This window comes from Thermodesulfobacteriota bacterium (genome assembly GCA_040756475.1).
Lineage (GTDB): Bacteria > Desulfobacterota > Deferrisomatia > Deferrisomatales > JACRMM01 > JBFLZB01.
Map to the genome: position 1 here is coordinate 1 of JBFLZB010000072.1, position 22,184 is coordinate 22,184.

The 22,184-nt window shown below is 73.2% G+C and carries 26 protein-coding genes and 1 pseudogene; 13 read left to right on the forward strand and 14 right to left on the reverse strand.

Annotated elements, in window-relative coordinates:
* Positions 1 to 117: pseudogene (locus tag AB1578_11790) on the forward strand (cyclic pyranopterin monophosphate synthase MoaC).
* Between the two features lie 89 nt (positions 118 to 206).
* Here the strand turns inward: AB1578_11790 and AB1578_11795 are convergent.
* Positions 207 to 1,040, reverse strand: coding sequence for a hypothetical protein (locus AB1578_11795; protein MEW6488578.1), 834 nt, complete (start codon positions 1,038 to 1,040; stop codon positions 207 to 209).
* A 140-nt stretch (positions 1,041 to 1,180) separates the two neighbouring features.
* Here AB1578_11795 and dksA point away from each other — a divergent pair, with 140 nt between their 5' ends.
* The 6 genes from dksA (at position 1,181) to topA (ending at position 8,873) form a co-directional block, all read left to right on the forward strand.
* Entirely contained in the window at positions 1,181 to 1,540 is a 360-nt protein-coding gene (gene dksA / locus AB1578_11800) for an RNA polymerase-binding protein DksA (GenBank protein MEW6488579.1), read from the forward strand.
* Positions 1,541 to 1,631: 91 nt separating this feature from the next.
* On the forward strand, positions 1,632 to 2,372 hold the full coding sequence (locus AB1578_11805; GenBank protein MEW6488580.1) for a hypothetical protein: 741 nt from the start codon (positions 1,632 to 1,634) through the stop codon (positions 2,370 to 2,372).
* A gap of 26 nt (positions 2,373 to 2,398) precedes the next feature.
* A complete protein-coding gene (priA, locus tag AB1578_11810; GenBank protein ID MEW6488581.1) occupies positions 2,399 to 4,810 on the forward strand; it encodes a primosomal protein N' in 2,412 nt (803 codons plus the stop codon).
* A gap of 114 nt (positions 4,811 to 4,924) precedes the next feature.
* On the forward strand, positions 4,925 to 6,055 hold the full coding sequence (gene dprA / locus AB1578_11815; GenBank protein MEW6488582.1) for a DNA-processing protein DprA: 1,131 nt from the start codon (positions 4,925 to 4,927) through the stop codon (positions 6,053 to 6,055).
* Positions 6,052 to 6,519, forward strand: coding sequence for a DUF494 family protein (locus tag AB1578_11820; protein MEW6488583.1), 468 nt, complete (start codon positions 6,052 to 6,054; stop codon positions 6,517 to 6,519). The genes dprA and AB1578_11820 overlap by 4 nt, the downstream gene beginning before the upstream one ends.
* 92 nt (positions 6,520 to 6,611) lie before the next feature.
* The gene (topA, locus tag AB1578_11825; protein MEW6488584.1) at positions 6,612 to 8,873 is read left to right on the forward strand and encodes a type I DNA topoisomerase; all 2,262 of its coding nucleotides are present in this window, start codon (positions 6,612 to 6,614) and stop codon (positions 8,871 to 8,873) included.
* Here topA and AB1578_11830 read toward each other — a convergent pair.
* Genes AB1578_11830 through AB1578_11855 form a run of 6 tightly spaced genes read right to left on the reverse strand, consistent with a single transcriptional unit; the run spans position 8,849 to position 12,198 of the window.
* Complete coding sequence (locus tag AB1578_11830; GenBank protein MEW6488585.1) at positions 8,849 to 9,145, reverse strand: DUF167 domain-containing protein; 297 nt, start codon at positions 9,143 to 9,145, stop codon at positions 8,849 to 8,851. The two genes, topA and AB1578_11830, sit on opposite strands and share 25 nt — an antisense overlap.
* Entirely contained in the window at positions 9,135 to 9,704 is a 570-nt protein-coding gene (locus AB1578_11835; protein MEW6488586.1) for a DivIVA domain-containing protein, read from the reverse strand. The genes AB1578_11830 and AB1578_11835 overlap by 11 nt, the downstream gene beginning before the upstream one ends.
* A gap of 22 nt (positions 9,705 to 9,726) precedes the next feature.
* A complete protein-coding gene (locus AB1578_11840; protein ID MEW6488587.1) occupies positions 9,727 to 10,029 on the reverse strand; it encodes a YggT family protein in 303 nt (100 codons plus the stop codon).
* Between the two features lie 3 nt (positions 10,030 to 10,032).
* Complete coding sequence (gene proC, locus AB1578_11845; GenBank protein ID MEW6488588.1) at positions 10,033 to 10,860, reverse strand: pyrroline-5-carboxylate reductase; 828 nt, start codon at positions 10,858 to 10,860, stop codon at positions 10,033 to 10,035.
* Positions 10,857 to 11,600: a YggS family pyridoxal phosphate-dependent enzyme gene (locus AB1578_11850; GenBank protein MEW6488589.1), complete on the reverse strand. Its 744-nt coding sequence runs from the start codon at positions 11,598 to 11,600 to the stop codon at positions 10,857 to 10,859. Before AB1578_11850 ends, proC begins: the two co-directional genes overlap by 4 nt.
* Positions 11,587 to 12,198: a Maf family protein gene (locus tag AB1578_11855; GenBank protein ID MEW6488590.1), complete on the reverse strand. Its 612-nt coding sequence runs from the start codon at positions 12,196 to 12,198 to the stop codon at positions 11,587 to 11,589. The genes AB1578_11850 and AB1578_11855 overlap by 14 nt, the downstream gene beginning before the upstream one ends.
* A 293-nt stretch (positions 12,199 to 12,491) precedes the next feature.
* Here AB1578_11855 and AB1578_11860 point away from each other — a divergent pair, with 293 nt between their 5' ends.
* Positions 12,492 to 12,623: a hypothetical protein gene (locus AB1578_11860; GenBank protein MEW6488591.1), complete on the forward strand. Its 132-nt coding sequence runs from the start codon at positions 12,492 to 12,494 to the stop codon at positions 12,621 to 12,623.
* A gap of 78 nt (positions 12,624 to 12,701) precedes the next feature.
* Entirely contained in the window at positions 12,702 to 13,868 is a 1,167-nt protein-coding gene (locus AB1578_11865; protein MEW6488592.1) for a multiheme c-type cytochrome, read from the forward strand.
* 22 nt (positions 13,869 to 13,890) lie between these two features.
* Here the strand turns inward: AB1578_11865 and AB1578_11870 are convergent, their stop codons facing one another.
* The 7 genes from AB1578_11870 to AB1578_11900 form a co-directional block, all read right to left on the reverse strand.
* Positions 13,891 to 14,298, reverse strand: coding sequence for a bacteriohemerythrin (locus tag AB1578_11870; protein MEW6488593.1), 408 nt, complete (start codon positions 14,296 to 14,298; stop codon positions 13,891 to 13,893).
* A 65-nt stretch (positions 14,299 to 14,363) separates the two neighbouring features.
* Positions 14,364 to 15,620 carry a hybrid sensor histidine kinase/response regulator gene (locus AB1578_11875; GenBank protein MEW6488594.1) on the reverse strand — a complete coding sequence of 419 codons (1,257 nt, stop codon included), beginning with the start codon at positions 15,618 to 15,620 and terminating at the stop codon, positions 14,364 to 14,366.
* A gap of 56 nt (positions 15,621 to 15,676) precedes the next feature.
* Entirely contained in the window at positions 15,677 to 16,276 is a 600-nt protein-coding gene (locus tag AB1578_11880; GenBank protein MEW6488595.1) for a hypothetical protein, read from the reverse strand.
* Positions 16,273 to 16,704: a response regulator gene (locus AB1578_11885; protein MEW6488596.1), complete on the reverse strand. Its 432-nt coding sequence runs from the start codon at positions 16,702 to 16,704 to the stop codon at positions 16,273 to 16,275. The genes AB1578_11880 and AB1578_11885 overlap by 4 nt, the downstream gene beginning before the upstream one ends.
* 262 nt (positions 16,705 to 16,966) lie before the next feature.
* On the reverse strand, positions 16,967 to 17,701 hold the full coding sequence (locus tag AB1578_11890; GenBank protein MEW6488597.1) for a hypothetical protein: 735 nt from the start codon (positions 17,699 to 17,701) through the stop codon (positions 16,967 to 16,969).
* Complete coding sequence (locus AB1578_11895) at positions 17,698 to 18,801, reverse strand: AI-2E family transporter (GenBank protein MEW6488598.1); 1,104 nt, start codon at positions 18,799 to 18,801, stop codon at positions 17,698 to 17,700. Before AB1578_11895 ends, AB1578_11890 begins: the two co-directional genes overlap by 4 nt.
* A 111-nt stretch (positions 18,802 to 18,912) precedes the next feature.
* The gene (locus AB1578_11900) at positions 18,913 to 19,584 is read right to left on the reverse strand and encodes a methyltransferase (GenBank protein MEW6488599.1); all 672 of its coding nucleotides are present in this window, start codon (positions 19,582 to 19,584) and stop codon (positions 18,913 to 18,915) included.
* 128 nt (positions 19,585 to 19,712) lie between these two features.
* Between AB1578_11900 and AB1578_11905 the strand changes: the two genes are divergently transcribed.
* From AB1578_11905 to AB1578_11920, 4 genes are all read left to right on the forward strand, one after another.
* Positions 19,713 to 20,480 (forward strand): metallophosphoesterase, encoded by a 768-nt coding sequence (locus AB1578_11905; GenBank protein MEW6488600.1) that lies wholly within the window; start codon positions 19,713 to 19,715, stop codon positions 20,478 to 20,480.
* A 10-nt stretch (positions 20,481 to 20,490) separates the two neighbouring features.
* Positions 20,491 to 21,408 (forward strand): RsmB/NOP family class I SAM-dependent RNA methyltransferase, encoded by a 918-nt coding sequence (locus tag AB1578_11910; protein ID MEW6488601.1) that lies wholly within the window; start codon positions 20,491 to 20,493, stop codon positions 21,406 to 21,408.
* On the forward strand, positions 21,383 to 21,841 hold the full coding sequence (locus AB1578_11915) for a hypothetical protein (protein ID MEW6488602.1): 459 nt from the start codon (positions 21,383 to 21,385) through the stop codon (positions 21,839 to 21,841). Before AB1578_11910 ends, AB1578_11915 begins: the two co-directional genes overlap by 26 nt.
* Before the next feature lie 94 nt (positions 21,842 to 21,935).
* Positions 21,936 to 22,184 (forward strand): bifunctional tRNA (adenosine(37)-C2)-methyltransferase TrmG/ribosomal RNA large subunit methyltransferase RlmN (locus AB1578_11920; protein ID MEW6488603.1); only part of this gene is annotated, 249 nt, incomplete at its 3' end.

Sequence of the window (22,184 nt, forward strand, 5' to 3'; positions counted from 1 at the left end):
GTCGCCGTGGCGGCCCTCACGGTCTACGACATGTGCAAGGCCGTGGACAAGGGCATGGTCATCGGCGACGTGCGCCTGCTGCGCAAGGAGGGCGGAAAGAGCGGGACGTACGAACGGGGGGGGGGGCATAGGGCATGGGGCAGAGGGTACGGGGGCCCACCTGGAACACGGACCACTGACGACGGAAGACCGACGACGGATTCTCGTCAGAAAGTCCCCTCTGCGCTGAATGCGTGGAGGATGCCGCCGGCCTCCTGGCGGGCCTTCTGGATGCCGTACCCCACCGTGAGGCCGGGCCAGGCCCAGCCGATCCCGGCCGAGGCGTAGTCCTTGCCCGTATCGCTGCGCCACATCTGACCCAGGCGCAGGCGCCAGGGTTTCTCTTCCGGGGCATACTCGGCGCCCAGGTGCAGGTCGACCCCCCGGGAGAACTCCCGCTCGAGGGTGCGCACCGCGTCGGCGGCCAGCGTCCAGCCCCACAGACCGCTCTGGGACGCTCCCAGGGAGATCCGCCGCTCCAGGAAATCCAGGGAGGTGTCGAGGAGGTCCTGCCCGACGACGGCCAGGCGAAGCCCTCCGGGCCGCTCGAAGAGCACGCCCAGGTCGCCCGTGAAGACGTCCTCCCACTGGGCATTCTTGTCCCCGCGGCCGTGGACGTAGCGGGCCGTGAATCCCCACCACTGCCCCCGTTTTCCCGCCGCGAGGCTCAGGCTCACGTCTTCCCGGTCGTGGGGCCCGCGCAGCCGCAGGTACTGGAGGGCCCCCCCCATGGGGGAGGTGACGTTGTCCACCACGGTCAGGGAGAAGGCGTCAAAGGAGCTGTTGTGGCGAGTCGCATAGGTGGCTCCCGCGAAGAACCCCCGGGCCGTGCCCACGGCGGCCGGATTCAGGCGGGGGGCCTCCAGGGGCCCGGCGAGAGAGCGCAGAGCCCCCCCCATGGCCACGGATCGGGCGTCCAGCACTTCCGGATGGGGACCGGAAGACCGGGCCGTGGCCGGCCAGGCGGCCAGGAGGGCGGCGAGGAGCGCGAGTCGTCTCATGGGGTCAAAAAAGGTTCCTGGCACCAGGCGGTTATGGTTATAATCCATGTCCCTTTCGCCGATAGAGGGTAGCACAACCGCGCAAACGAGCCCAGTGCGTTCCCGCCCCCGGGCCGGAACCGAGCCAGCGAGGATGGACCATGGAACCTGACCGCGTTGAATTCTTCCGGGCGCTGCTCCAGTCCCGGCTCGACGAGCTCGTGGGGGAAGCCCACAGCACCATGAGCAACCTCAGCGAAGGAGAGGATACCTACGCCGACCCCACTGACCGGGCCACCGCCGAGTCGGACCTGAACTTCCTCCTGCGCATCCGGGACCGGGAGCGCAAGCTCATCCAGAAGATCCAGGAGGCAATGCAGCGCCTGGAGGAAGGCACCTACGGCATCTGCGAGAGCTGCGGCGAGGAGATCGGCGAGAAGCGCCTGGAGGCCCGGCCGGTGACCACCCAGTGCATCGACTGCAAGTCCGAGGCGGAGCTGCGGGAGAGGACGGGCTCCTGAGCCGCCTCCATTTCGTCCCCCTGTGCCCGCGCGGGCCGGACCGGCCCAAGAGGCTCCGGGCCGCCGTCCACCCTGCCCGGACGATTCCGGCGTGACACTTCTGCGCTGCCCCCCCGCGGCCCGCCTTGCCTGCCCCCGGACCGCCGCCCGGTGGATCTTCGCCGCCATGCTCGTCGCGGCTCCGGCCGCGCTCGCCTACGTGGTCCCCTCGGGCAAGGTGCTCGAGCGGTGGGTCCAGGCGCGGGGGACCACGGTGGGGCCGGTGGAGCTGCCCGTGCGCTGGGGCGAGCAGGAAGGGAGCCTCTACGCGGCGGGACCCGGTCGGCACGCGCTGCTCCTGGGCGGCCGCGAGGTGCACCTGGACGCCGGCCCCGGGCTGCCGGCGCCGGGCCCCCTGGCCGCCCTCTGGCGCGCGCTGGATCTCTTCATGCCCGGTCCCGCCCAGGGTCTGGGGGCGAGCCTGGAGATGGCGGGGGTCGACCTGCGCCGCTCGGGGTACGCGCGAAGCGCCCGGTCCCAGGACGGGGTTGCCCTGACCCTGGGGGCAAAGGGGGAGGGGGAGTCGGCCCTCGCCCAGGTCCACTTCGCCCGAGTTCCCCTTTGGCCCCTGGCTGTGCGGTTCTCCGGCGGGGAAGAGGTGCGCCTGGGCGAGCCCGGGCCCCGGGGCTGGCCCGGGTGGTTCGACCTCCCGGGCTCGGGCCGCATCGAGGTGGTGGGGCCGCCGCGGGAATCCCCGACGGCGCCCGCCTGGGCCGCGCGCCGGTCCGAGCCGGGGGGCGGCCCGACGACCTTGCCGGACTGGCGGCGGGCCTTCGAGGGGGGCCGTCCCTGACCCCGAGCACCCTCGCGCCCGTACCCATGGCACTGTGCGCCCGCGTCGCCGTCCTTCGCCCCTTATCTCGAACCTTCCACTACCGCATCCCCGAGCACCTGCGCGGGGCGGTGGCGCCCGGGGTTCGGTGTTCGGTCCCCTTCGGCCGCACCGCCACCTCCGGGTTCGTCACGGCCATCGAGGAGGCGCCGGCGTCGCTGCGCCTGAAGGACCTCCTGGAGGTCCTGGATCCCGAGCCGTGCCTGCCCCCCGACCTCCTGGAGCTCGGGCTGTGGCTCGCCTCCTACTACCACCACTTTCCGGGCGAGGCGCTGGCGGCGCTGGTCCCCCCCTCGGTGCGGGCCTCGGCCGAGGTGGTCTACGCCGCTGCCGGCCCGGCCGGCGGCGGGGAATCTCGGGAGCCGGGAGAGCAGCGCCTTCTGGACCGGCTGCGCTCCCGGGGGGAGATCCCCGCCCGAGGGATCCGCCCCGCTGAGCAGGCGGCCTTGACGCGGCTCCTCGGCCGGGGAGAGGCGACGCGCTCCTGGCGGGTGGGCGCTCCGCCGGCGCCCCCGGGGGAAGAGTGGTTCTCGCTCGCGCCGGGCGCTCCCGCACCCGGCACCGTGGCCTCGCGGTCTCCGCGCCAGGCCCAGGTGCTGGAGGGGCTGCAGGATGGGCCCCAGCCGGCGGCCATCCTGCGGGCTCGGGGGGTCAGCCGAGAGGCCCTGGCCAGGGCGGTGGCCCGCGGCTGGGTTTCGCGAGCACGGGCTGCCGCCCTGCCCGCGGCCCCCTCGTGCTTCGCGCTCTCCGGCCAGGGGGGGGTGGAGGAGCTCTCCGGGGAGCAGGTCTCGGCCCTCCAGGAGGTCAGCCGGGGGCTCGACGCGGGGGCGTTTGCCCCGATCCTCTTGCAGGGGGTGACGGGCAGCGGGAAGACCGAGGTGTACATTCGCGCGGTGGAACAGGCCCTGGAGAGGGATCGGGGCGCGATCGTGCTGGTGCCCGAGATCGCGCTCACGCCCCAGATCGTGGGGCGGTTCTGCGCCGCCTTCGGGGACGCGGTGGCCCTGTTCCACAGCGCGCTCGGCGAGAGGGAACGGCGTCTCCAGTGGCTGCGGGTGCACAGCGGGGAGATCCGGGTCGCGGTGGGCGCCCGATCCGCGGTCTTTGCCCCGGTCCGGCGCCTGGGGCTCGTGGTAGTGGACGAGGAGCACGAGCCCTCGTACAAGCAGGAAGAGGGCCTGCGCTACCACGCCAAGCACGCGGCCCTCGTGCGGGCGAGGGCCTGCGGCGCCGTGGCGCTCCTGGGGTCGGCGACCCCAGACGTGGAGACCTTTCACGCCGCCGACACGGGTCGCTACGCCCGGGCGGTGCTTCCCCGCAGGGTGCTGGCCTCGACCGCCCTCCAGGTGGAGGTGGTGGATCTGCGCCAGGAGGAGAGCCGCCGCCGGGCTCGGGTCCTCCTCTCCGAGCCCCTGCGCCTGGCGGTGGCCGGGGCGGTGGAGCGAGGAGAGCAGGCCCTGCTCTTCCTCAACCGCCGGGGCTTTAGTCCGGCCCTGGTGTGCCGGGGGTGCGGCGAAGCGCTGGGCTGCCGCCGCTGCTCCATTGCGCTGACCCTGCACCGGCATACCGGTGCGCCGGCGCTGCTCTGCCACTATTGCGGCGGCCAGCGGGTGCCGCCCCCGGCGTGCCCCGCCTGCGGGAAGGGGGAGCTGGCGGCTGCCGGCGCCGGCACCCAGCGCCTCCTGGAGGAAGCGCTCGCAGCGTGGCCCGGCGCCCGGGTGGTGCGCCTGGACCGCGATACCGTGCGGCAGGGGCGGGGCACGGCGGTGCTGGGGGCCTTTTCCCGGGGGGAGGCCGACGTGCTGGTGGGTACCCAGATGGTGGCCAAGGGGCACCACTTTCCCCGGCTCACGGTGGTGGGGGTGGTGGACGCGGACCTCTCGCTGCACTTCCCGGACTTCCGGGCGGGGGAGCGCACCTTCCAGACCCTGATGCAGGTGGCGGGGCGGGCCGGACGCGAGGTCCTGGCCGGCCGGGTCTTCTTCCAGACCCGAAACCCGCACCACGAGGTGCTTGCGGCGGCGGTGGCCGGCGACTACGAGGCCTTTGCCCGGGCCGAGCTCCGGGTGCGGCGGGAGGCGGGTTTCCCGCCGTTTCGGCGCCTGGCGCTCCTGCGGATCTCCGGGCCCGAGGCGGCAGCGGCGCGCACGGAGGCGGAGGTCCAGGCCGGGAGGGCGCGGGCCCTGGCCGGCACGGGCGTCGAGGTGCTGGGGCCGGCGCCCGCACCCCTGGAGCGGCTGCGAGGACGGTGGCGGTTCCAGGTGCTCCTGAAGGGGCCGGGACCGGAGGCCGCTCCCCTCCAGCGGCTGCTGCGCCGGCTCCTGGACCGCCGGGACGCCGATCCGCCCGCCCCGGAGGTGCGCGTCCAGGCGGATGTGGACCCGGTGAATCTCCTGTAGCGTGAGGGGGGCGGTGGATCTTGACCGCTCCGGCGCCTTGAAATCCCGGGGGCGCAGGGACTAAGGTAACGGGCCGTTGCCCCCCGGGGCCGCCTGCGGGGAAGGAAGGAGCGCGTGGACCGACGTGGGGTCGTGGATGCCCTGGTGCTTCGGGGCGCCCGGGGGGTGGGGGATCGGGGCTTCCGGGCCCTGGTGGACGCCTTCGGTGGCGCCGGCGCGGTCCTGGCCGCCGGGCGGGCGGAGCTCGAGGCTCGGTGCGGCGCGACCGGGCTCCTGGTGGGAGCCCTGGAGGAAGCCCGGAGGGCCCGCAGCCGCTGGGAGGAGGAGGTGCGGCGGGCGGCCGAGGGCGGGTTCACCCTGGCGGTGTACGGGGGGGCGGGCTATCCGCGGCTCCTGGCCGAGATCCCGGACCCCCCCCCGGTGCTCTACCTGGCAGGCTCCCTGGAGACCGGCGACGAGCGGGCGGTGGCCGTGGTGGGGAGCCGCAGGGCCAGCACCTACGGAGTGCGCTTCGCCCGGGCCCTGGCCCGGGACCTGGCCGGGGCCGGAATCACCGTGGTGAGCGGGCTCGCCCGGGGGATCGACGCGGCGGCTCACCAGGGGGCCCTCGATGCGGGGGGGCGCACCGCCGCCGTCTTCGGGGCCGGGCTCGACGTGATCTACCCCGGGTGGAACGAGGCCCTGGCCCGGGCGGTGCGGGGAGCCGGGGCCTGGGTGAGCGAGCTTCCCCTGGGGAGCGAACCCCGCGCCCACCACTTCCCGCGGCGCAACCGCATCATCAGCGGGCTGAGCCTGGGCGTCGTGGTGGTGGAGGCCGCCGAGCGCAGCGGCTCCCTCATCACCGCCACCTGCGCCCTGGAGCAGGGGCGGGAGGTCTTCGCCGTGCCCGGCCTCCCGGGGTCCTACAACGCCCGGGGCGCCCACGGCCTCCTGCGGGCGGGGGCCAAGCTGGTGGAGCGGGCCGAGGACGTGCTGGCCGAGCTGCCCCCTCTTGCCGGGGGGCCTTCTCCGGCCTCGGCACTCCGGCCGCCGCGGGACGGGCCCCCCGAGCCGCCGGCGGCCCACCGCAGCGTGTGGGAGGCCCTGGAGGCCGTTCCCCTCCACATCGACGAGGTGGCGGCGCGGGCGGACATGGGGGCGGCCCGGGCGGGGGCGGCGCTGATGGAGCTGGTTCTCGGGGGGTTTGCCGAAGAATGGCCCGGGAAGCGGTACTCCCGGGCTCGCAGCGGATCGGAGAGTCCATGAAGGGCAGGATGTTCGAAGTGGTGGCCTACATCGCCCGGCGCTACGGGCCGGACGGTTCGGCGGTGGAAGATCCCTGGGACCTGCGCGACGAGCTCCTCGACGCGGGGTTTGTGGAGGACGACGTGGAGCGGGCGTTCTCCTGGATGGAGCGGTTGCGCCGCACCGGGACCCCCATGCTCCCGGCGCGGGCCCCGGGAGCCGCGCTGCGCACGCCCACCGCCGACGAGGCCCGCAAGCTCTCGGCGGCGGCCCGGGGATTGCTCCTGCGCCTGGAGCAGGGGGGCATCATCGACGAGGCCATGCGCGAAGCGGTGTACGCCAAGGCACTCACCCTCGAGGAGCCCGAGCTCGGGGCCGAAGAGGTGCGGGTGCTCGTGGCGCTGCTCCTGCGCGCGGCGCCGGGTTCGGACGAGCGGGTGAGCGCCCTGGTGCTGGCGGGGAACCTGGACGGCGTGTACCACTGAACGAGCGCGTGGACTGGCACGGACGGACACGGACGGACACGGACGGACAAGGACCGGCGCGGTGAAGACCGCGCCTCGGGAATGACAGGCCAATGCCAAAATCGCTGCTGATCGTCGAGAGCCCCGCCAAGGCCCGCACCCTCAAGGGGTACCTGGGGAAGGACTTCCAGGTCGAGGCCAGCGTGGGCCACGTGAAAGACCTTCCCAAGAGCGAGCTCGGGGTCGACGTGGACCGGGGGTTCGAGCCCCGCTACGGGGTCATCCGGGGAAAGGGCAAGGTCCTCGCCCAGCTCAAGAAGGCGGCCCAGGCGGCCGACGTGGTCTACCTGGCCCCCGACCCGGACCGGGAGGGGGAGGCCATCGCCTGGCACATCGCCGAGGAGATCCGGCCCCGGGGCGGGCAGAAGCCCATCTACCGGGTGCTCATCAACGAGATCACCAAGAAGGGCGTGCAGCAGGCCCTGGCCCACCCCCGGCCCATCGACGCCAACCGCTACAACGCCCAGCAGGCCCGCCGCATCCTGGACCGGCTCGTGGGGTACCGGATCAGCCCGATCCTATGGGACAAGGTGCGCCGCGGGCTCTCCGCCGGCCGGGTACAGTCCGTCGCCTTGCGCCTGGTCGTGGACCGGGAGCGGCAGGTGCAGGCCTTTACGCCCGAGGAGTACTGGACCGTCGACGCGGTGCTCCGGGGCTCGAAGGATCCGGCCTTCACGGCCCGGCTGCGCAAGGTGGAGGGCAAACCCGCCAGGCTCGGCAACCGGGCCATGGCCGAGGAAGCCCTGGCGCAGGCCCGGGAGCAGGCGTTTCGGCTCGCCAAGGTGGAGAAGAAGGAAAAGCGCCGCAACCCGGCGCCCCCCTTCATTACCTCGACCCTCCAGCGCGATGCCTTCCGCAAGCTGCGCTTCTCGGCCAAGAAGACCATGTCGGTGGCCCAGCGCCTCTACGAAGGCGTGGACGTGGAGGGCCAGCCGGTGGGGCTCATCACCTACATGCGCACCGACTCCACGCGCCTCTCCGACGACGCGGTGGCCGCGTGCCGCGAGCACGTGGCCCGGGTGTACGGACCCTCCTTCGTGCCCGAGAAGCCCGTGGTGTACCGGGCGAAGAAGGGCGCCCAGGACGCCCACGAGGCCATCCGCCCCACCTCCATGGACCACGAGCCCGAGCGGGTGCGGCCCTTCCTGGAGCCCGACCAGTACCGACTCTACAAGCTGGTGTGGGAACGGTTCGTGGCGTGCCAGATGAAGCCCGCGCAGTACGACCAGACCACCTTCGACGTGGCGGCCGGCCCCTATCTCTTCCGGGCCACCGGGTCGATCCTGCGGTTCAAGGGCTTCACGGCGGTGTACGTGGAGGGCGTGGACGACGCCCAGGGCGGCGCCCCCGACGAGGACGAAGAAGGCCGCCAGCTGCCGGACCTGGCGGAGGGGGAGGTCCTGCGCCTGGTGGACCTGACCCACGGCCAGCACTTCACCCAGCCACCGCCCCGGTTCACCGAGTCCACCCTGGTCAAGGAGCTCGAAGAACAGGGCATCGGCAGGCCGTCGACCTACGCGCAGATCCTCTCCACCTTGCGGGAGAAGGACTACGTGAAGATGGCCGAGCGGCGCTTCGTTCCAACGGATCTCGGGGTGCTGGTCACCGATCTGCTCGTGCGCAACTTCCCCCGGGTGCTCGACGTGGGCTTCACGGCGGAGATGGAGGCCGAGCTCGACCACGTGGAGGAGGGGACACGCCAGTGGCAGGACCTCTTGCGGGGCTTCTACGGCCCGTTCTCCGAGACCCTGGAGAAGGCCGCCCAGGAGATGGAGAACGTCAAGGCCCGGGAAGAGCCCACCGACGTGGCCTGCGAGCGCTGCGGCAAGCCCATGGTCATCCGCTGGGGGCGCAACGGCTTCTTCCTGGCCTGCTCCGGATACCCCGAGTGCCGTAACACCAAGGAGTTCGAGCGCCGCACCGACGGAGGCGTGGCGGTGCGCGGCGGGGAGAAGACGGGGGAGGCCTGCCCCGAGTGCCGGGCCGAGCTCGTGCTGCGCACCGGGAAGTTCGGGCGGTTCGTGGCGTGCAGTCGCTACCCCGAGTGCCGTTTCACCCGGCCCGTCACCACGGGGGTTCGCTGCCCCCGCCCGGGATGCACCGGCGAACTGGTGGAGAAGCGCAGCAAGCGGGGCAAGACCTTCTTCGCCTGCAACCGCTACCCCGACTGCGAAAACGCCCTGTGGGACCGCCCCGTGCCCCGCCCCTGCCCCGCCTGCGGCCATCCCTTCCTGGTGGAAAAGGAAACCCGCGCAGGCCCCGCCGTGCGCTGCCCCAAGCGCGGCTGCGGCTACAAGGAGGGGGGTGAGGGGTAAAGCCTCTTCGTCACCTCCTCCAAGGTCAGGCCCTCGATGCACAGGATCTTGCGGCGGGAGGCGTGGCCGCGCACCAGGGTCACGGCGCTGCGGGCGACCCCCAGCTGCTTGGCGAGGAACCGCACCAGGGCATCGTTGGCTTCGCCGTCGACCGGCGGGGCGGTCAGGCGCACCTTGACGGCTCCGCCCTGGAGCCCGGCCACTGCGTCTCGGGAGGCGCGGGGCTGCACCCACACCTCCAGCTCGGCCGCGGCCCCGCTCCTAGCTGGCATCCCCTACGAGCGTCCCTTCCTCGGTGCTCCCCCCGGGGGAGCCTCCAAGAGCTGGTGTTCCCTGGGGTTCCTGCGGTGCGTCAGGCCTTGTGGGCGCTCCCGGACGGGAGATGAGGTCCGGGGCCCCCGAGGGCTGGGCCGACTTGTCCTCGACCCACCGGATCAGGGTGTCGGCCAGGGCCCCCAGTTCGGCGAGCCACAGCCCCCGGCGCTCCCGGGCCTCCAGGATCTCGCGCCGCACGCGCACGAGCTCTTCGTTGGCTCCCGCCAGGATGCGGTCGGCCTGGAGCTGGGCTTGGTGCCGCACGGCCTCGGCCTCGGCCCGGGTCTGCTCCAGGAGGCCCGCCTGGAGGTCCCGGGCGGCCGCCAGGGTTCCCTCCAGGTTGCGGCGGGCGTCCTTCTCCTGCGCCAGCTCGGCCCGGGCGGCGTCGCGCTCCTCGATCAGGCGTTCGAGTTCGTCGGCCACGCGCTGGAGGAAGGCGTCCACCTCCCCCGGGTCGAAGCCCCGGAAGGCCACGCGGAAGGTCTGCTCGTGCACGTCGAGGGGGGTGATGCGCATGGGGGCCTCCCGGGGTCGGGGGTCAGGGGCCCAGGCGGCGGGCCAGGTCGAAGAGACTCGCCACGAGGAAGGACCGCAGGAAGTAGATGGCCAGGATCACCAGCATGGGAGAGAAGTCGAGGCCCCCGAAGCTCAGGGGCACGCGCCGGCGCACCCAGTGGGTCACCGGGTCCGTGGCCCGGTACAGGAACCGCACGATGGGGTTGTAGGGGTCGGGGTTCACCCAGGAGAGCACGGCCCGGGCGATGACGAGCCAAAGGTAGACCACCAGAACCAGGTCGAGTACGGTGGCGGCGGCCCGCAGGAAATTCGCGATCACGAACATGTCTCAGCCTCCCTCCGGGAGGCCCAGCTCCCGGGAGCGGAGCGCGGCGGCGCGCACCGCCTCCACCACGGCCCCGCGGAAGCCGGCGAGCTCCAGCTCCCGGAGCCCGGCGATGGTCGTCCCCCCCGGGGAGGCCACCCGGTCCTTGAGCTCGGCGGGGTGCTCCCCGGAGGCCTTGGCCAGCTGGGCCGCTCCCAGCAGGGTCTGGCACGCCAGGTCCCGGGCGAGCGGGCGGGGAAGCCCCATGAGGACGCCCCCGTCGGCCAGGGCCTCGAGGAAGGCGAAGGCGTAGGCGGGGCCGCTCCCGCTCAGTCCCGTGACCGCGTCCAGGAGCCCCTCCGATGCCAGGGGGTAGGTCTCCCCAACGGCCCCGAGGAGCCGCCGGGCGATCTCGCGCTCCGCCGGTCCCGCGTGCTCGTTGGCGCAGTACGCGCTCGCGGCGCACCCCACGAGGGCCGGCGTGTTGGGCATGGCCCGCACCACCGCGGTGCCGGGGGGAAGCCGCCGCCCCAACCGGGCCAGGGTCACCCCCGCGCACACGCTCACCACCACCGCCCCCGGTGCCAGGGCGGGAGCAATGGCTCCGAGCACGGAGTCCGCGTCCTGCGGCTTCACCGCCAGCACCACGGCGCCCGCCCCCCGGCAGGCGTCGGCGGCGCCCTCGTGGGCCGCGATGCCGTAGCGCAGGGCCACGTCTTCCCTGCGCGTCGGCACGGGCTCGGCTCCGGACACCTGCCCCGGGGACAGGAGCCCCCGCTCCAGGAGGCCCTTGAGCAGGGCCTCTCCCATGTTGCCCAGGCCCACCAGGGCCACGCGCGGCAGCTTCGTCATCTCGCCTCCTCGCCGCTCCCGCGGCTCCCGGGCGCCGGTCGCGCCCCGAAGATGGCTGTGCCCACCCGCACCAGGGTAGCTCCCTCCTCCACGGCCACGCGAAAGTCGTGGCTCATCCCCATGCTCAGCTCGGCCATCTCCACCCCGGGCAGGCAAAGGACGGCGATGCGCTGCGCCAGCTCCCGCAGGGCCCGAAAGTGGGGGCGCACCTCCTCCGGGTCGTCGCAGTAGGGCGGCAGGGCCATGAGGCCGCGCACCCGCAGGCTGGGCCACCGGGCCGCACTGCGGGCCAGCTCCACGGCGCCGTCCGCCGTCGTCCCCGACTTGGTCTCCTCGTCCCCGGTGTTCACCTGCAAGAGCACGTCGAGGCGCTGGCCGCGCGCCCGAGCGGCCTTCTCCAGGGCGTCGGCCAGCGACGGGCGGTCCAGGGACTGGATGCAGGCGAAGAGCTCGGCGGCGCGCCGGGCCTTGTTGGACTGGAGATGCCCGATCATGTGCCACGCGGCGTCCCGGGGGAGGGCATCGACCTTGCCCTGGGCTTCCTGCACGTAGTTCTCCCCGAAGAGCCGGGCCCCCGCGGCGTAGGCCTCGCGCACCCCTTCCGGGGAAACCGTCTTGGTGACGGCCAGGAGGCGCACCGAGGCGGGGTCTCTCCCGGCGGCGGCGGCGGCCCGCTCTACGGCGGCGCGCACCTCGCGGTAGCGCCGGCCCGCGGCGCCCAGGGCGTCACTCGGGGTCATGGGAACGGGTCCTTGGGGGGGAGACGCTCCAGGGCGCCAGGCCCGCCTCGGCCAGGAGGTCCGCGGTCTCCGCCATGGGCAGCCCCACCACGTTGGTGTAGGAGCCCCGGATTTCCGCTACCAAAAAGGCCCCCTGCCCCTGGATCGCGTAGCCCCCCGCCTTGTCGTAGGGCTCGGCGAGAGAGGCGTACCAGGCGATCTCGGGCTCGCCCAACCGGCGAAAGCGCACCTGCGTGGCGACACAGAGGCAGCGGTCCACCCCCGGCCCCCGAAAGGCCACCGCCGTAACCACCCGATGCCTCGCCCCCGACAGGGCCCGGAGGAATCCCTCGGCCTCGCTCCGGTCCCGGGGCTTGCCGAGCACCCGCCCCCCCAGCACGACCTCCGTGTCCGCCGCGAGGACCCAGGCCTCGGCCGGGGCGGCATCCGCCACGTCCCGGGCCTTGCGCCGGGCCACGTCCTGGAGGGCGTCGGAGAGGGTCAGGCTGGGAGAAAGGGTCTCGTCGGCGCGGCTCTTGCGCACCTCGAAGGGGATCCCCAAGGCGCCGAGGAGCTCCCGGCGGCGGGGAGAGCCGGAGGCCAGGATGAGGAGGCTCATGGGCGGATCCGGGCGAGGGGATGGGGGCCACGGGAGCACGCCGGGCGAGCCGGCGCACGAGCCACCGTACCGTAGACGATAGCCGGCGGGGTGTCAAGCGAGCCAAAGCCGCGCCATTCCTCGCAAAACAGGGCACGGGAGCGGGTTTGGGGTGCGAAGCGGGAGCCAACCCTGGTATCCTCCCGGTTGGGGCGTCCCCCGTGGGGGGCGCGGCGGCTGGCGGTTTGGGCCGCCGGTACTTCTTCCAAGCCCCTGGGGCCGCTGCGGCGGACGGAAGGGGCCAAGGGGCGGCCATGCGTAGCTTGCTGTGGGCGGCGGTGATCCTGGGAATCCTCTCCGGAGCGGGCACCGCCGGGACAGTGCCCGAAGAGCTCCACCTCATCTACACCTCGGATGTGCGCGGTACGGTGGGCATCTGCGGCTGAGCCCAGAACCCGCTTGGCGGTCTGGCCAAGAAGGCGCACCACGTCAACGAGCTTCGTTCCGCCGGGGGTCGGCCCCTGGTGGTGGACGGGGGAAACCTGTTCTTCTACCGGCGCCTGCTGCGGGAGGTGGAGGCCGAGCAGCTCCGGTACAAGGCCCGGGTCATCGTGGAGGCCTACAACGCCATCGGGGTGGCGGCCCTGGCCCTGGGGCCCTACGACTTCGCCGCGGGCATGGACGCGCTGCGGGCCCTGGAGCGGGTGGCGGACTTTCCCTTTCTGTGCGCCAACCTCCTGGACCGGGCGACCGGGGAGCCGCTCTTTGCGCCGTACGCCGTCGCAAAGGTGGGCGGGCGCACCGTGGGGCTCCTCGGGGTGCTCGACTCCGGCGCGCCCATCGAGGGTCTGGAGCCCCTGCGCCAGGGGATCCGGATCGACGCCCTCTACACCACCGTGAAGCGGTATGCCGAGGAACTGCGGGCCCAGGGCTGCGACTTCGTGGTGGTGCTCTCCTCTGCCGAACCGAAGCGGTTCCGCGTCATGGCCAAGAACATTCCCGAGGTCGACGTGTACGTGGCCGGCGACCCGGAGGACAAGCTCAAGCTCCCGTGGCGAATCGGCGAGGCCCTGGTGGCCAACACCACCCAGCTCGGCAAGTATCTGGGATCCCTGCGGGTGAGCTGGGGCGGGAAGGGAGCTCCCGAGTTCCGCAACACCTTTGTCCCCATGCACCCCGACGACCCGGACGACCCCGGGGTCCGCCGCCTCGTGGACGGCTATTACGCCTACGCGGGGATGGTGCGGTTGCAGCACCCCGAGCGGTATGTCTCGGAGGAGGAGCTGACGGTCAACCTGCGCGACAGCAAGCCCGTGTTCGCCTCCCAGCCGGCCTGCGCCGCGTGCCACCCGGCCCAGGCCGAGCAGTGGCGGGGCACCGGCCACGCCCGCGCGTACGAGACCCTGTCGGAGCGGGACCGAAACCGGGCCGAGTGCCTGGAGTGCCACGTCACGGGGTTCGGCGTCGCCGGAGGATTCGGGTCGGGCCTCGACCTGAGGGGCGTCCAGTGCGAGAGCTGCCACGGCCCCGGCAGCCTCCACCCGGCGCTCCGCATCGGGCGCACCCGCAAGGCCGTGGAGCCCTCGTGCCGCGGGTGCCACACCCCCTCCCAGAGTCCGGGCTTCAACCTCGCGGAGGCGTGGAAGAAGGTGGTCTGCCGGCGCGGGTCCGAGGACCGCCCCGCGCGCTGACCTGGACGCAGGGGGCGGTGGGTCAGGTCACGCCCTTGCCCACCAGGTACTTCCCCAAGTCCGCGTCGACGCTTAGGATGTGGGTCTTGAGCCAGTCCATGACCCGGCGCTGCACCTCGATGGTGAGCGAGAGGTTGGCCGGGCTGGCCTCCAAGTGGGCGGCCAGGGCCCCGAAGTCCTTCTTGAACGCCTCGTGGATGGCCTTGTGCTCGGCGTACCCGGGGTAGGCGTGCTTGTGCATCAACGCCTCCTCTGTGCCGAAGTGCTCCACGGCGTACTTCCCCAGGAACGCCAGGAGCTCGCCGACCATTTGGCGGCCCTTGCCCGCCTTCATGGCCGTCAGGAGCTCGTTGACCCGCTGGACGAGGTCTTTGTGCTGCCGGTCCACGGCGGCGACGCCGGTGGCCATGGCGGATTCCCACTGGAGCATGACGTCCTCCTTACCTTCGTCGGGTGGTATTTCGCGCTAGCGCCGTTCGGGCGGCCCCCTCATCGTCACCCGGCCCCGGGAGCTTGAGGGGGCCCTGAGCCTGGCGGGACCTCTTCCCCGCCCCGGTAGGGCATCCGCACCACCACCCGAGCTCCCTGGCCCTCGGCCGTGTGGATCTCGATCTGGGCGCCGTTTCGCTTGGCCGCCTCGTAGGCCAGGCTGAGCCCCAGGCCCATCCCCCCCTGCTTGCGGGTGAAGAAGGGGGTGAAGACCTCGTCCACGGTGCCCTGGGGGATGCCGGGGCCGTCGTCTTCCACGGTCACCTCCACGAGGCCGTGGAACGCCCCCGTGGCGTAGGGCAGAAGCGACGCAGCAAACCGCACCGAGGCCCCCTGCACCTGGAGCGCTTCGTAGGCGTTGACCAGGAGGTTGACGAAGCAGGACTCCAACTCCACGGGGTCGGCGTCCACGAGCACCTGCGGGCCGGGGCGCTCCACCTCGAGTCTCGTCCCGGGCGACCGCTTGGCCTGGGTGAGCTTGAGGCAGTTGTCCATGACCTCCCGCAGTGCCACGAGGCGTCGGGAGCTCCCCACCGGGCTCCCGAACCGGCGCATGGCGGCCACCAGCTCCTCGATCCTCCGGGCCCCGAACTCCATGTCGTCCAGGAGGGCCAGGGTCTGGCGCAGGCCGGCGCCGCGCTGCCCCTCCGACTCCCTTCCCTCGACGGCCCGGGACAGGAAGTGGCGCAGGATCTCCACGTTGCCCTTGAGGAAGGTCAGCGGGTTGTTGATCTCGTGGGCCAGGCCCGCCAGGAGCCGGCCCATGGTGGCCATGCGCTGGTGGAGCTCGAGCCGCTTTCGCCCGGCCTCAAGCTCTTCTCGCAGCCGGGCCGCGTCCAGGGCCAGGGCGCAGCGCAGGAACGAGGGCTGGAGTTGCTGGATCAGCTCGGACGGGCGGAAGGGCTTCTCGATGAGGTTCGAGGCGCCCCGGCGCAGGGCGTCGATCACCAGGGTGGTGTCGGCGAAGCCGGTGATGAGCACCACCTCGGTGCCGGGGGAGAGGTCGCGGACCTGCTCGAGCAGGGTGATGCCGTCCATCCGGGGCATCCGGATGTCGGAGACCACCACGTCGGGCCGGTGCTCCCGGAACAGGCCCAGGGCCTCGGCGCCGTCGCGCGCCGCGAGGACCCGGTGGCCGTCGAGCTCCAGGGCCGCCTGGGCCACGTCGCGGATGCTCTCCTCGTCGTCGGCTACGAGCACCGTGAAGCCGGCGCAGGGGGTGCAGGCGCCGGAGGGGGGATGGGTCTGGGCTGACGCTTTCATGGGGTGCTCCGCGGGGGCAACCAGGTCGTTGGGCACGTTGGCTCACGGCCGGGGGGCTAGGTTCCCGGCCGGCTCCCGGGCCGGGTAATGCCGAAGAACCGCAGGGCCCGCTCCCGCTCGCCCTCCGGGATGGGGGTGGCCGGGTGGCGGGCGGGCAGGCACCAGAGCCGTTCGGCTTCCGGGATCCGGAGGGGGTCCTCCACGAGCCCTGCCAGGCGCAGGCCGTACTCGAACTTCAGCAGGCCCCCCACCGCCGCCTCCACCTCGGGCCGGCCCGGCAGGGGCGACAGCGCCAGGGTCGCCGTCCCCTCGCGGGACACCCCCACGCACTGGAGCTCCGGCTCGGGCGACAGCGCCCGCAGGCTGCTGCGCAAGTCCGCGGGCAGGCGGGACGCAAGGCGGGCTTCCTCGCCGAAGAGGCGCTCCAGGGCGGGGACCAGGCGGTGGCTGCGGTTGATCTCGTGGCAGGCCCGGCTGCCCTCGTCGGTGCGAAGCACGATCCCCGCCGCCGTCAACTCCTCGAGGGCGGCCTTGGCGGCCGAGGGCGCCAGCCCGGCCCGGGCCCCGGCCGAGCGCCCCGAGGTGCCGTCCCGGCGAAAGAGGGCCCGGAGCATCCGAACCCGGTTGCGGCTTCCCAGCACCCGCTCGAGCGTCACCGTTCCCCCCCTTCCTCCATCGTCCGCACCATCGCCTGGCGCCAGCGGTTGAGGCGGTCCTCCGCCTGACCCACCACGGCCGCCACGTGTTCCAGGCTCTCGAAGGGTTTGAGCAGATAGTCCGAGACCCCCAGGTGGTAGGCTTCCAGAGCCCGGTCCAGCGAGCTGAAGGCGGTCATCACGATGACCTCGGTGAGGAAGCGGCCGGCCTTGAGACGCCGGACCAGCTCCATGCCGTCCAGGCCGGGCATCACCAGGTCGGTGATCACCAGGTGGAAGATCTCCTGCTCCAGGCGGGCCAGGGCGGCGGCCGGGTCCGTCTCGGTCTGGCAGTCGTACCCGTGCAGCCGCAGAAAGCTCTCCAGGGTGCGCAGGATGGCCGGCTCGTCGTCCACTACGAGGATGCGCAGGGGGGCAGTCTGGGGCATGGGGAGGAGCTCCCGGATCGGGTCGTTCGATTTTGCGATCGCGGGACAAGGATCGGCTGCTGGGTTTGCTGGCTTTAGGTGGAAACGCGAGACGGGACCGGCACCCGTTCTGGATTCGGAACATTCGGGCTTCGTTCCGATCCGTGTGGGTTCGCCTACCCTACACCTCCAGACGCCGGGGTTCGCTCCTCAGCGGGTCCACCCACACGATCCGGAAGAGCCTCACGATCTCAGGTGGTTTCTGCGCCGGGACCAAACGGTCTCAGCCCCGGGCGAGCCGAATGCGGGCCAGGCGCAGGCCCAGGAGGGGCAGGGCCGGGCCGCAGTAGTGGAGGCGGCCGGTGTACTTGTGAAGGAGGGGGGCCGGGGTGCGCGGCGTGCCCCACTCCTTGACGGCATAGAGCCGGGCCTCCAGGCGATCCGCGGCCGCGTCCCCGGGGAAGGCGGCCACCAGGTGGGCGTAGGAACCGCCTTCCCGGGCCAGGGCCGCCAGCTCGTCCAGGAACCCGGGCAGGGCGGCCTCGGGCCCCTCCCCCTCCGGCAGCTCGGCCGGGACCCAGGCCGCCTCCGGGTCTTCCAGGAGGCGAAGGGCGGGGCCGTCCCCGGCGCGGGCGGCCGGAACCCAGGCGTCCCGGTACCGGGGCTTGCGCACGGCGAGGACGCCCGCGCGCCGGCCCTCCCAGGCAAGGAAGGCCACGTGGTTCCAGACCTTGGACGAGACCACGGGCAAGGGCAGGGCTTCCGGATCCTCGGCTCCCGGATGGAGGGCAGCCGAGAAGGGCGGGCCGAAGAATCGCTCCACCTCCCGGGCCAGCTCGTCTCGCCGCAACTCCAGCTCGCCGAGCGCCCAGCTCCCCGCCGGGGCACGGATGCGCAGCTCGGCCCTCGCCCGTTCCATCCCCTGGATACCGTCGAAGCGCCGGGCCAGGTCGGGTGCGCAGCCCCGCAGGTGGAGGAGAAAGTCGTGGGGAGCGGGGAGCCGGGCGGCCACGGTCACGGCGCTTCCCCGTAGATGGAAGAGCGCCGGTAGGCATCGTAGGCCTCGGCCAGCCCCACCCGGAGCACCGCCGCGGCCGGCACGGCGAGCAGGACGCCCAGGAACCCGAAGAGCTCGCCCCCGGCCACCACGGCCACCATGACCACGAGGGGGTGCAGCCCCACCCGGTCGCCCAGGAGCCGCGGGGTGAGGAGGAAACTCTCCAGGAGCTGGCCCGCGCCGAACACGCCCCACACCGCGAGCAGGTGGGCGAGATCCTGGAATTTGAGCAGGGCGAGCAGGCTGCCCAGGGCCAGCCCCACGGCCGTTCCGAGGTAGGGCACCACCAGGAGGGCCCCCGAGAGGAGGCCGACCGCCCAGGCCAGGTCGATCCCCACCGCGGAGAGCCCCACGGCGTAGATCAGTCCCAGCACGGCGCACACCATGAGCTGGCCCCGGACGAACGCCCCCAGCACCTCGTCGGAGCGCTCCAGGATGCGGGCGGCAGCGGGTCGGGTCTTTGGCGGGAGGAGCGCCACCGCCTTGCCCCCCAGACCGTTGAGCTCCAGGAGCAGGTAGAAGGCGAAGACCGGGATGAGGGCAAGGCCGAAGACCGCCGCCAGGAGGCTCCAGGCGCTCGCGAAGGCGCGGCCCAGGGCCTGGGCCGCCCGGGGGAGCATGCCGGGCAGGCGCTCCTGCAGGGCCCCCGCGGACTCCCGCAGCAGCTCCCCGGTCTCGGTGGGCAGGGGGCGCCCCAGGAGCGCCTCCACCCGGGGCAACCACACCTCCTGGGCCTGGACGGCATAGGCGGGCAATGCCGAGGCCGCCTGCCGCAGCTCCCGGGCCACGGTGGGAACCACCAGGAGGGCGAAGGCCGCCGCGGCTGCCAGCACGGCGGCGAAGACCAGGGCAATGCCCGCCGCCCGGGGTACCCGGCGGGCCTCCAGGCGGTCCACCACGGGGTCCAGGGCGTAGGCCAGGAACCAGGCCAGCAGCAGGGGCACCACGACCGCCTGCAGCCGCGCGGCGAGCCACAGCGAGCCCGCCAGGGCCAAGACCAGGCCGGCCCACACCAGGGGGTTGCGCTGCGCGATTGGTTCTTCCCGCGTGCCCATTGGCATCAGGGTCTCCTCTGGCGAAACTGCTCTCCCTGCATCCCCTCGCCCTCGAGGGGAAAGGGGCCTGGGGCGCGGGTGAACGCGCTGCGTTTCATCCTTCGGGGTGACCGAAGATCAGCGACCACTCAGTTCGTGGATCCACACGCCGTGGATGCGGCCTTGGGCGTCCACCTCTTCCAGGTGAAGGTTCCGGGCCAGGCCCCGGGCCTCGAGCTGCTCCACGGTCCCCTCGGCGACGGCCCTGCCCGGCTCCGCCACCAGCGCGGTGCCCCCGGGGGGGAGCACCCGGGCGAGGGTGTGGAGGAACGGGGCGAGGAACCTGCGCTCGTAGAGGACGTCGGAGGCCAGCACCAGGGGTGCCGAGAGCCCGGCGGGAGGTTCTCGCCAGTCCAGGAGCAGGGTGCGCCCCGGGGTGCCGAGGTTCAGGGCGTGGTTGGCCCGGGCGAACGCCAGCGCGTCGGGCTCGAAGTCCGTAAAGAGCACCTGCCCCCCGTTGAGGGCCGCGGCCACCCCCGCCAGGCCCAGCCCGCACCCGAGCTCCAGCACGCGAGTTTCCCGCCCCAGCCCCCGGCGCAGTACGAACCCGGCCAGCGCCAGGGCCGAGGGCCACAGCTCCGCCCAGTAGGGAAAGCGCTCGTCCTCCCCGAAGTCCTCGGGGCCCATCCCGTCGGCCAGGGCGTTGGGGTCGGCCACCTGGAAGAGCCCCACCTCCCGCCCCCCCAGGCACAGCCGGCGCAGGGCCACCACGTAGCCCGGCGGCAGGAGCTCCTCGGCGGCTTCCCTCATGGCGCGTTTCTCCTCGCACAGCCCGGGGGAGGTTGAGTATAAGGGGTGCCGCCGCACAGGTGCCAGGGGGGTGAGGCGTGAAGCGTGAGGCGTGAAGTTCCAACGAGCAACCCGCAACGAGCCGACGAATGACCCTCTGGGCCCTCTCCGACCTCCACCTGTCCTTCTCCGGCGCCAAGCCCATGGACGTCTTCGGCGACCACTGGCGCGGGCACGTGGCGCGGGTGGAGCGGGCGTGGCGCGAGGCGGTGGGGGAGGACGACGTGGTGTGCCTGCCGGGGGACCTGTCCTGGGCCCTTCGCCTGAGGGAGGCCGCCGGCGAGCTGGCGTGGCTCGGCGGGCTGCCGGGCCGCAAGGTGCTGGTGAAGGGCAACCACGACTACTGGTGGGAGTCGCTGGCGAAGGTGCGCCGGGCCCTTCCCCCGGGGGTGTTCGCCCTCCAGAACGACGCCCTCCTCCTGGACGGGGTGGCCCTGGCCGGCGCCCGGGGCTGGGTCGACCCGAGCCTGGATTTCCGAGGGCTGGGGCCCCACCTCCCGCCCCTCCCCGGCGAGGGCACCGCCGCGGCTCCCCAGGGGATCCGGAGCGCCGAGGAGGACGCCCGCCTCTACCGCCGCGAGCTCGACAGGCTGGAGGCCAGCCTGGGGGCCATGGACCCGGGGGCGCGGCTCCGGGTGGCGCTGCTGCACTTTCCCCCCACCTCCCCGGCCCTGGAGGAGACCCCCGTCACCCGTCTCCTGGAGAAGTACCGGGTGAACGCCGCCGTGTTCGGCCACCTCCACGGCACCGGCGGGGAAGCCTTCGAAAACCCTTACGGGGAGCGAAACGGGGTGACCTACTACCTGGTGAGCGCCGACTTCGCCGGCTTTGGCCCCGTCCGGGTGGCGTCGCCGTGAGGCGGGGGCCGTGACCTCGCGCCTCGAGGCCCATTTCAGCCGCTACCGGGGCGCCGTGCCCGGCTTCGAGGCGTTCCTCGAGGCCCACGGCCGCCCGAGCCCCGTCCACGCCCGGGTGAATACCCTCAAGGCGACCCCCCCCGAAGTGATCGAGACCCTGCGTGCCGCCGGGTGGCGCGCCGCGCCCGAGCCCTGGTGCCCGGAGCTCCTGCGCCTTGCGGCCGAGGGAGGGCGGGCCCTGGGCGCCACGCTGGCCCACGCCCTGGGGCAGATCTACGTGCAGAGCGCCTCCTCGGCCGCGGCGGCCCTGGCCCTGGGGGCCCGGCCGGGCGAGCGCGTGCTCGACCTGTGCGCCGCGCCGGGCTCCAAGACCACGCTGCTCGCCCAGGCGATGGAAGACCGGGGCTGCGTCGTCGCCAACGAGCCGAGCGGCCAGCGCGCCAAGTCCCTCCTGGCCAACCTGGAGCGGCTCGGCGTCTCGTGCGCGGTCGTCACCGCTTACTCGGGCCAGAACTTTCCCCAGCGCCACCCATTTCACCGGGTCCTCGTCGACGCTCCCTGCTCCGGAGAGGGCACCTGGCGTGGCGGCGAGACCCGCCCCCGGCGGGTGAAACCCGGCCTTCGCGAGTACCTCTCCCGCCAGCAGGGGGCGCTCCTGCGCCGCGGCTACGAGGTGCTCGAGCCCGGCGGAACCCTCGTCTACTCCACGTGCACCTATGCGCCCGAGGAAAACGAGGGCGTGGTGGGGCTCTTCCTCGAGGAGACCGGCGCCCGGGTGGAGCCCGTGCCCGTGGACGTCGCCGGCGAGCCCGGGCTGGCCGCGTGGGAGGGGCGCCCCTTCCCCCCCGAGCTCTCCCTTGCGCGCCGCCTCTACCCCCACCATTTCGACTCGGAGGGTTTCTTTGTCGTCCGACTGGCTAAGCCCTGAGGAGGAGCGCCGCGCCCTGGCGGTGCTCGACGCGGCCTTCGGCATCCCCCCCGAATCGCTCGCCGGCCACCGCCTCCTGCGACGGGGACAGCACGTCTTTGCCGTCCGGCGCGAGGCGGCGGGCGCGTGCGACGCCTACCGGTGGGTCGGCGCGGGACTTCGCCTCTTCAAGGCCTCGGAGAGCGGCGCCCTCAAGCCCTCCACCCCCGGCCTCCAGGTCTTCGGCCGGGCGGCCACGCGGCGGCTCTGCGACCTGGACGGGGCGGCCCTGCGCGCCCTGCTCTCGGGCCAGAGCCTGCCGTGGGCGGGCGAGGACGGACCGATCCTGCTCCGCTGGCAAGGCAGCCCCCTGGGGTTGGGGCTCGCCCGGGCCGGCCAGCTCGTCTCCCAGCTCCCCCGGGCGGTGACCGAGCACCTGCGGGTGGGGTGGTAGGGGGATCCAGCGGGGCCCCCCCCGCCGTTGACGGGCCGGGAAGGGGCGCGTTATAAGGAACCCGCAGTTCTCGCACCTTCCGCTCGTGGAACCCATGACCTCTGCGGCAAATCTCCTGGGGCTCGACCTGCCGGGTCTCGAGAGCTTCTTCCAGGGCATCGGGGAGCGCCCCTTCCGCGCCCGCCAGCTCATGCAGTGGGTGTACCGGCGCGGCGTCCTCGACTTCGAAGCCATGACCGATCTCTCCCAGGGCGTGCGGGCCAAGCTGCGGGCCGAGGCGAGCCTGGCTCTTCCCCGGGTGGTCTCGGAGCAGGAGAGCAGCGACGGTACGCGAAAGCTCCTC